Source organism: Methylobacterium nigriterrae (genome assembly GCF_037106235.1).
GTDB lineage: Bacteria > Pseudomonadota > Alphaproteobacteria > Rhizobiales > Beijerinckiaceae > Methylobacterium > Methylobacterium nigriterrae.
This window is the reverse complement of record NZ_JBAWTG010000432.1, coordinates 1-875: the sequence shown is the minus strand read 5'-3', so window position 1 is coordinate 875 and position 875 is coordinate 1. Positions and strand designations below refer to the sequence as shown.

1 pseudogene is annotated in these 875 nt (G+C 63.2%); it reads left to right on the top strand.

From position 1 onward, the window contains the following. Positions 1-194: 194 nt before the first annotated feature. Positions 195-404 (top strand): annotated as a pseudogene (locus WDW90_RS37590) (hypothetical protein); the annotation flags it as partial. Positions 405-875: the final 471 nt, after the last annotated feature.

Below are 875 nucleotides of genomic sequence, written 5' to 3'. Positions count from 1 at the left end.
AGGCTGGAATGACAAGGCAGCTCTCCCAAAAAGCAGCCTTGAATCAGATCTCGCCTCGACCCGGTAGACCCAAATCTTAAATCCTCACCACAGCCTAGCCAGCTAAGATGCGGTGGGTCTGTCCCGACGTCGTCTGATTGGCGGGCGAGCTTCACCGTGAACGAGCACTCTGTGTGGCCGTCGGCGCGGATAACCTGCTCGGACAGGTGCGCACGACGCGGGTGGTGCTGACCGCAGCCCACCGCGATCACGACACCAGCAACAATGCCGAGCGCAATCTCGCGGCCTTCTGCCAGCGCTGTCACCTGCTCCACGATCGGCCTGAACACCGGCGGCGATGGCTCAGGTTGTTTCGGAGGATGGCGCTGGGGAACCTGTGCCTTGGGCCGTACTCTGGCCCATAGGGCCCACTCGAGCGCGCCCGATGGATCCCCCAGATCCTGCGATAAGCTGCGGCCAAGCCTGACGGTTTGTTACCCGTGTCTCTGATCGAGGGTGGAAGCGCGGTCGTAGCCGAGCCCATACGGTGATCTCGTTTCTCGTCGCGAGCGTCAGGTAACGAGACTCGGCCTTAAAGGCCTGTTTCGAACCGGGAAGGAGCCTGTTTCGGCGCTCTACAAGCCGTTCTGACCGTTAGGCTCGGAACCGGTCGTTTTTGACGATAGGGGGACCCTTCGGCTTCAGGTGCTGGCCGGTTTGCAAACAGGCTGCCGCGGGTCTCACGCCTCGGCGGTCTGGCAACTGGCGTTGCGCTCGCACAGCAACCTGCTCACGAGCCTCGTCATGACGGGCGCCAAGCCTTCCCGGAGCATGGCCTCCGGCAGGCACTCGGCCTCGGCCAGGACGAAGCTGATGCCGTGATCAGCGCTGCCGCG